The following is a 6,854-nucleotide window of genomic DNA, read 5'->3' on the forward strand; positions in this document are numbered from 1 at the left end:
CAAGAATACCTGCGACGGCAGTGGCAGCTTCGGAGGGGTGTCTGCCCAAATCAACGACGCCTCAAGAAAATTCACGATCCCGGAGCGCTGACCGAAGGGGCGACGGTCGGCGATGGGGCGGGGGCTGGTCGGGGCGGTGGGACTGGTTCGCGTACTGCTGTTGCCAGTTCGGTTACCTGCTCGCGTAGTGCGCGTACCTCCAGTGTCAGTGCGTTGAGTGCCGACAGCAGGTGGCGTTCCTCGATGTCGTCGCGCTCGAAGCGGGAGATGAACCATGCGGCGATGTTCGCGGTGACCACGCCGAGGAGGGCGATGCCCGCCAGCATCAGGCCCACCGCGAGGATCCGTCCCACGCCGGTCGTGGGGGAGTGGTCGCCGTAGCCGACCGTGGTCATGGTCGTGAAGGACCACCACAGGGCATCGCCGAGGGTCTTGATGTTCGCGCCGGGTGCGTCTCGTTCGACTTCCAGTACGGCGAGCGAGCCGAACATGAGCAGCCCGCCGACCGACCCGGCCACGTAGGTCGTCAGCCGTACCTGTGCTGCCATGCGGGCCCGCTGGCCGGCCAGGAGCAGCATGGATACCAGCCGCAGTAGCCGCAGTGGTTGGAGCAGGGGCAGCAGTACGGCGATCAGGGCCAGCGGCTGGCTGCGTACGAAGCGCTTGCGGTCGGGGCTCACCCACAGCCGTACGGCGTAGTCGACGGCGAACAGCCCCCACACCAGCCACTCGATGACCCGGCACACCAGGTGCAGCAGGGGATCGGAGCCGGGAGCCACGATGGGTACGGCGTAGACGACGCCGAACAGCACCGCGAACCACAGAAGCGGCTGTCGTGTGTGCTGCTCCCAGCGCTTTTCTGCTTCAGCTCCCCGCATGCGGTCATCGTAAGGAGCCGCGGGGCCCGACATCCGAGCCGTGAATCCCTTGGAGGGACAAGGGCGGGCTTCGGCCACATCGCGGCCGGTATTCCGCTCCCGCCGGTCCGAGGCCCGTGCACCTCGGCGATACGGGCCAGCGACCGGCCTGACCTCGGCGGATGTACCGCTCCTAGTACCCTTGCGGCGTGATGATGCACAAGAGCGTTGATGTGAGTGTTGACGCGATGATCGAGGATCTCCGGACACTCGTCGAAGTCGAGTCTCCGTCGCGCGATCTCGACGCTTTGGCGGCATCGGCCAGGGCTGTCGCCGGTGTCATCGAGAGCCGGCTTGGCGGGCAGGCCGTGCTCATTGAGAGTGAAGCCGGGCCGCACGTGCACTGGTCGGGCGGCGGCGATCCCCAGGTGCTCATTCTGGGGCACCACGACACGGTGTTTCCGCTGGGCACCCTTGAACGCCGCCCGTTCGCGGTCGAGAACGGGCGGGCGACCGGGCCCGGGGTCTTCGACATGCTGGGCGGTCTGGTGCAGGCCATTCATGGTGTGGCGGCGCTCGATGACCGGTCGGGTGTCGAGATTCTGGTGACCGCCGACGAAGAGGTCGGCTCCCATTCCTCTCGCGCTCTCATCGAAGAACGCGCCCTCGCCTGCGGCGCTGTTCTCGTATTCGAGGGCGCTGCTGAGGGTGGAGGTCTGAAGACCGGCCGTAAGGGCTGCGGGACGTTCCAGGTCTCCATCAAGGGCCGGGCGTCGCACGCTGGTCTTGAGCCCGCGGCCGGGGTCAACGCTCTGATCGAAGCGTCGCACCAGGTGCTGGACATCGCGGCGTTCGGGCGGCCTGACATCGGTACGACCGTAACGCCGACCGTCGCGTCCGCGGGGACGCTGGACAACGTCGTTCCTGCGGAGGCGACCCTCATCGTCGACGTTCGGGTCGAGTCGGCCGACGAAAAAGAGCGCGTCGAATCGGCGTTCGCGGCGCTGACTCCGCATCTCGACGAGGCGGAGATTTCGGTTCAGGGAGCTGTCGGCCGTCCTCCGATGCCCGAGTCGGCAGCGGTCGGGCTTTTCGCGGTGGCACAGCGGCTGCTGCCCGGTATCGAAGGCAAGGCCGTCGGCGGCGGGAGCGACGGCAATTTCACGGCCGCGCTGGGAGTGCCCACGCTCGATGGCCTGGGCGCAGTCGGGGGCGGTGCTCACGCCGACCACGAGTATCTGGTGGTCGGCGCAATGGCCGAGCGGGCGATGCTTGCTGCCGGACTGGTGAAGGCGATCCAGAACGGAGAGGTGTAGGGGTGCGTGCGCATGCCAGCCTCCGCGAGAGGACCGGCGCCACACGTTCCGCATAGGCTTGCCGCATGGTGCAGAGCAAGGCGGTGGATGTCGACGGTTACCTCGCCGAGGTTCCCGAAGAGCGAAGAGACGCGTTGGCTGAACTGCTGCGGATGTGCCGGGACGAACTCAAAGGGTTCGACGAGGTGATGGCGTACGGTATGCCCGCCTACCAGCGTGACGGCACAGCCGAGATCGCCTTCGCCAGCCAGAAGCAATACATCTCCTTGTACCTCATGCGCAGCGATGTCCGCGACGCATTCGAGGACCGGCTGGCCGGGCAGGACATGGGCAAGGGCTGCCTGCGGTTCCGTAAGCCGGAGCACATCGACTTCGATCTGGTGCGAGATCTCTTGAGGGCTACGGCGGCCGGACCGGGCAAGGTCTGCTGACGCCGCCGGTGCAGGTGATGTGGGAATCCAGGGCGGTGGATGGTGGCGATCTGGGGTGCGCACCGTGGGAGGGAGTCCCCCTTGGCGCGCACCTCAGGAATTCTGCCCGGGCCTTGGGCCGTGAGGGGCGGGATCAGTCGCTGTCCGCTCCGGTGGCGAAACGGCGGGCCTCGCGTCGGCCTGCGTAGCGTTCCCTGCGGTTGCCGGCCTTGACGTACTCCTGCCATTCCTTGACGCAGGAGCGCTCATTGCATCCCGAGCAGCAGGTGTGGCCGAACAGCAGCATGCCGGGGTGTTCCCATCGGCAGCGGGTGTGCGAGTCCTCCCGTGTCGGGTTCGGCGGCAGATCGCAGGCGCCGTGGCGGTGATCGTGAACCGGCCGAGGGTGGTGTTCCGCGTGGCGTACCCACAGTGGCTTTGTCTTGTCCGTACGGGACATCTCGTTCCTTTCGGAACCGCCGCCCGGACTCCCGGACTTTCCGGGCGGGCGGCTAGGTTCGCCACTTCACGGCGTCACACCCCTTTCTGCGTCTGTGGCACCTGCCGAGTGGATTCCAGCACGCGTCGTGCGGGAGAGGCCCGGCGAGTGCATAAAGGCTCGTAGGCCTGGTGCGGACGGCACTTTAGGCCACCAGGCAGGGGGGTGGAAAGCGCTTTTCGGGAAGGCGTGGGGGCCGTGGCTCAGACCGGTACGGGCCCCTGCCAGTCGCCCGTGCCCACCACCCAGGCCACGCGCATGCGCCGGTCGTCGCCGACGAAGACGGCGGTGAGCTGGCTGTCGGTCTGCTTCTCCAGGGCGACGCCGGCTCCCGGTGGGGCGGTGACTCCGCCGATGCTGACCGGGGCGTGCCAGGCGCCGGTGCCCTCGACCCAGGCCACGTGCAGGGTCCGGTCCGTACCGATGAACACCGTGGTGAGGAGGTTGTCGGTCTGATGGCGCAGTGTCACCGGTGATCCGGGCTGGGCGACCGGTCCGCCCACCGGGGCGGGCGGGTGCCAGCGGCCGTCCGGACCGGCCCAGGAGACGCTGAAGACGCCGCGGTTGTCGATGTACGCGGCCGTGGCCGGCTGCGGAGTCTGGAACGCGACGGCGATGTACCCGCCGGCGACACCGGTCGTGTCGATGGGTAAGGCACAGACGATCTGCTGCCTGCCGCCCATCCGTCCGATACGCGAGGCGCACTGGCCCACGGCCGCCTCGAACTCGATGAAATCCTGGTCGTTTTCGGTGCGTGGCACACCCGAAATCACTCCGGTCGCATTCCACGCCTGAAGCGCCGCATTGATCGCGGTACGTGCGCCGGATCCGTTGGGGAATGCCTCATTGTCGATCGTGTACGGCAGCCGCCCGCCGGGCCACAGATAACGTGCCCGGTCCGCTCGTCCGAACCCCATGTCAGCCCCTTCCCTCGGGTCACTTGGGTAGGAACTTTCACTGTCGCGCTGCCGAAGAAGGCCGCATGCCCGCGAAACGAGTGACGCTGTGAGGAGTCGATAGTGCTGTCCGGCAAGGGACTTGCGGGAATGCAGCCGTGGGGACGCCGGGGCCATTGAGACTCCGGCCCTTTGCCGACAGAGCCGGGATGCGGGTGCAGGCTCCCCGGCAATACCGGGATCACGCCGCTCAGGGAGCCGCGGTGCTACGGGAGCAGCCGCCGTTCCTTGGCCACTGCCACCGCGCCTGCCCGCGTGTCCACTTCCAACTTGGCGTAAATGCGGCCCAGATGGGTCTTCACCGTCGCCTCGCTGATGAACAGGGCGCGGGCGATGTCGCGGTTGCCCAGACCGCGCGCGAGCTGGCTGAGAATGTCGAGCTCCCGGCTGGTCAGGGTCGGCGCGGCCGTACCCCGCATCCGGTCCAGGACCCGGCTGGCGACCGGCGCCGACAGGACGGTGCGGCCCTGGGCGGCAGAGTGGATCGCGGTGAACAGTTCCTCGGGGCGTTCGGCTTTGAGCAGGTAGCCCGTTGCGCCCGCGTCGATGGCGCGGGTGATGTCGGCGTCGGTGTCGTACGTGGTGAGCACGAGGACATGGACCGTCGGCGAGGCGATCCGGCGGGTGGCCTCGACGCCGTCGATGCCCTCCCCGAGCTGGAGGTCCATCAGAACGACGTCCGGCTTCAGCTTGGCCGCCATCGCGATGGCCTCCTCACCGCTGCCCGCCTCCCCGACGACCTCGATGCCGGGCGCGCTGCCGAGGAGGGCGAGCAGGCCGGCGCGGACGACGGCGTGGTCGTCGCAGAGCAGGGTGCGTACGGTCACGGGCTCTCCAGGGGGATCGACGCCGAGAGCACCGTGCCCTCGCCGGGTGCCGACTCGATGGTCAGGGTGCCGCCGAGCTGGCGTACGCGCGCCCGCATCGCGGGCAGACCGTGGCCCCGTACGCCATCGGGCCGGGCGTGCGGTGCGAAGCCGCGGCCGTCGTCCGCGATGTCCAGGACGACTTGGTCGTCGAGGTAGGTCAGGGAGAGGACGGCGGCACTGGCCTGAGCGTGTTCGCGGACGTTGGCCAGTGCGCCCTGCGCGATCCGCAGCAGCGCCGACTGCACGCCCGTCGGCACAGGGAGCGGCGTGCCGTCGATACGGAAGTCCGCGGACTCGCGGGCCGCCACCGCGCGCAGGGCCTCCTCCAGACTGCCGTGCTCGGCCAGGTCGGCGGGGGCCAGATCGTGGACGAACCGGCGGGCCTCGGCGAGGTTGTGCTCGGCGATCGACTGGGCCGTACGGATGTGATCGCGAGCGGTCGCCGGATCGCTGTCCCAGGTGCGGTCGGCTGCCTGCAGCAGCATCTGCTGGCTGGACAGGCCCTGGGCAAGGGTGTCGTGGATCTCCATCGACAGACGCTGGCGTTCGGCGAGGGTGCCCTCGCGGCGCTCGGTGGCGGCCAGCTCGCGACGGGTGGTGATCAGGTCGTCGATGAGGGCACGCTGACGGGCGGCGAGACGCTCGGAGTGGACGAAGACGGCCGTGGCGATCGCGGCGACGGCGGGCGGCGCGATCAGCAGATTCGGGTCGAAGCCGCCATCGGCGAGTTTGAGCTGCGCGACCATGACGAACGCGGTGAGCAGGGCGACCAGTACGAGAGCGGCGCGCCACGGCAGCGTACGCAGCCCCGTGTAGAAGAGCGGGACCGCGCACCAGGCGAGGCTGGGCGCGAGAAGGACGAGTACCATCCACACCGCGACGACCGTGACCAGCCAGGCCACCCGCCGCGGAGCGACGCGCGCGCCGAGGACCGGCCCCAGCACATACAGGGCGGCGAGCACGCCGGACAGCGCCAGAATCCAGGGGGAGCGGCCCTCCCAGGGGTGCCGCAGCAGATAGCGGGCGAGCGAGGCGCCGAGCAGCAGGAAGAACGCGACGTGCATGACCTGGGCGAGCCAGCGTGCGTCGGGGTCGGGCGGGTGCTGCACCGTGCTCACTCCATTGCGGGGCCTTGACCTGGGTATACACCGTGACCTGGGTATACACCGCCATGGTGCCCCGTCGGGAGCACCGCGGCGTCAACCGATGGGTAGACGCGCCCGTCCTCCGCCCGGCACGGCAGGAACAGCCGAAGCACGGACCGCACCGCCCCGGGAGCGGCCGGAGGATCGAATCCGGAGCGCACCCGAACCGCTCCCCGGTCCCAAGGAGCCATCCCGTGAAGAACCTCGATGCCAAGCTCGACGTGAAGAACCTCAAGAAGAAGATCCTGATCACCGCGGCCGCCGCGGCCGTCGTCACCGGCACCTTCGGCGCCGTCTCCGCGAGCGCCACCGCCCCGGCCGCCCACGCGAAGCCCGCCGCCGCGGCCACGGCCGCCGACGGCAGCCTGCGGCAGTCCACGCACCTGACGGTGGCCGCCGCGACCAAGGCCGCTCAGGCCGCCCTCGACGCCGCGAAGAAGGACAACCAGCGGATCTCCGTCGCCGTCGTCGACCGCGACGGCAACACCATCGTCACCCTGCGCGGCGACGGCGCGGGCCCCCAGTCGCCCGAGTCGGCCGAGCGCAAGGCCTTCACTGCCGTCTCCTGGAACGCGCCCACCTCCGAGCTCGTCAAGCGGCTCGCCCAGGCCCCCAACCTCAAGGACATCCCCGGCACGCTCTTCCTCGCGGGCGGCGCGCCCGTCACCGCCAAGAACGCCCCGGTCGCGGGCATCGGCGTGGCGGGAGCGCCCAGCGGTGACCTGGACGAGAAGTTCGCCCAGGCCGGCGCGGCCGCGCTCGCCAAGTAGGACACGGTGGGCGGCCGGTGGCGTCCGGGGGC

Annotated in this window: 8 protein-coding genes; 3 read left to right on the top strand and 5 right to left on the bottom strand. The window is 69.5% G+C overall.

What is annotated here, in order from left to right:
• Positions 1–71: 71 nt before the first annotated feature.
• Entirely contained in the window at positions 72–878 is an 807-nt protein-coding gene (locus tag AC4IJH_RS31070) for a potassium channel family protein (RefSeq protein WP_490855249.1), read from the bottom strand.
• Between the two features lie 194 nt (positions 879–1,072).
• On the opposite strand from AC4IJH_RS31070, the gene AC4IJH_RS31075 reads away from it, so the two are divergent.
• Both AC4IJH_RS31075 and AC4IJH_RS31080 read left to right on the top strand, forming a co-directional pair.
• A complete protein-coding gene (locus AC4IJH_RS31075; RefSeq protein WP_490855260.1) occupies positions 1,073–2,173 on the top strand; it encodes a M20 family metallopeptidase in 1,101 nt (366 codons plus the stop codon).
• Positions 2,174–2,238: 65 nt separating this feature from the next.
• A complete protein-coding gene (locus AC4IJH_RS31080) occupies positions 2,239–2,604 on the top strand; it encodes an iron chaperone (protein WP_490855250.1) in 366 nt (121 codons plus the stop codon).
• Positions 2,605–2,737: 133 nt separating this feature from the next.
• Here the strand turns inward: AC4IJH_RS31080 and AC4IJH_RS31085 are convergent, their stop codons facing one another.
• The 4 genes from AC4IJH_RS31085 to AC4IJH_RS31100 all read right to left on the bottom strand — a co-directional run bounded on the left by AC4IJH_RS31085 (position 2,738) and on the right by AC4IJH_RS31100 (position 5,971).
• The gene (locus tag AC4IJH_RS31085; RefSeq protein WP_490855251.1) at positions 2,738–2,890 is read right to left on the bottom strand and encodes a hypothetical protein; all 153 of its coding nucleotides are present in this window, start codon (positions 2,888–2,890) and stop codon (positions 2,738–2,740) included.
• Between the two features lie 395 nt (positions 2,891–3,285).
• The gene (locus AC4IJH_RS31090) at positions 3,286–4,155 is read right to left on the bottom strand and encodes a M12 family metallopeptidase (protein ID WP_490855252.1); all 870 of its coding nucleotides are present in this window, start codon (positions 4,153–4,155) and stop codon (positions 3,286–3,288) included.
• Between the two features lie 89 nt (positions 4,156–4,244).
• Positions 4,245–4,865: a response regulator gene (locus AC4IJH_RS31095; protein ID WP_490855253.1), complete on the bottom strand. Its 621-nt coding sequence runs from the start codon at positions 4,863–4,865 to the stop codon at positions 4,245–4,247.
• Positions 4,862–5,971 carry a sensor histidine kinase gene (locus AC4IJH_RS31100; RefSeq protein WP_490855261.1) on the bottom strand — a complete coding sequence of 370 codons (1,110 nt, stop codon included), beginning with the start codon at positions 5,969–5,971 and terminating at the stop codon, positions 4,862–4,864. The genes AC4IJH_RS31095 and AC4IJH_RS31100 overlap by 4 nt, the downstream gene beginning before the upstream one ends.
• A 302-nt stretch (positions 5,972–6,273) precedes the next feature.
• Between AC4IJH_RS31100 and AC4IJH_RS31105 the strand changes: the two genes are divergently transcribed.
• Complete coding sequence (locus AC4IJH_RS31105) at positions 6,274–6,822, top strand: GlcG/HbpS family heme-binding protein (RefSeq protein ID WP_490855262.1); 549 nt, start codon at positions 6,274–6,276, stop codon at positions 6,820–6,822.
• Positions 6,823–6,854: the final 32 nt, after the last annotated feature.

The sequence above is a fragment of the Streptomyces sp. UF-297 genome (assembly GCF_058245575.1).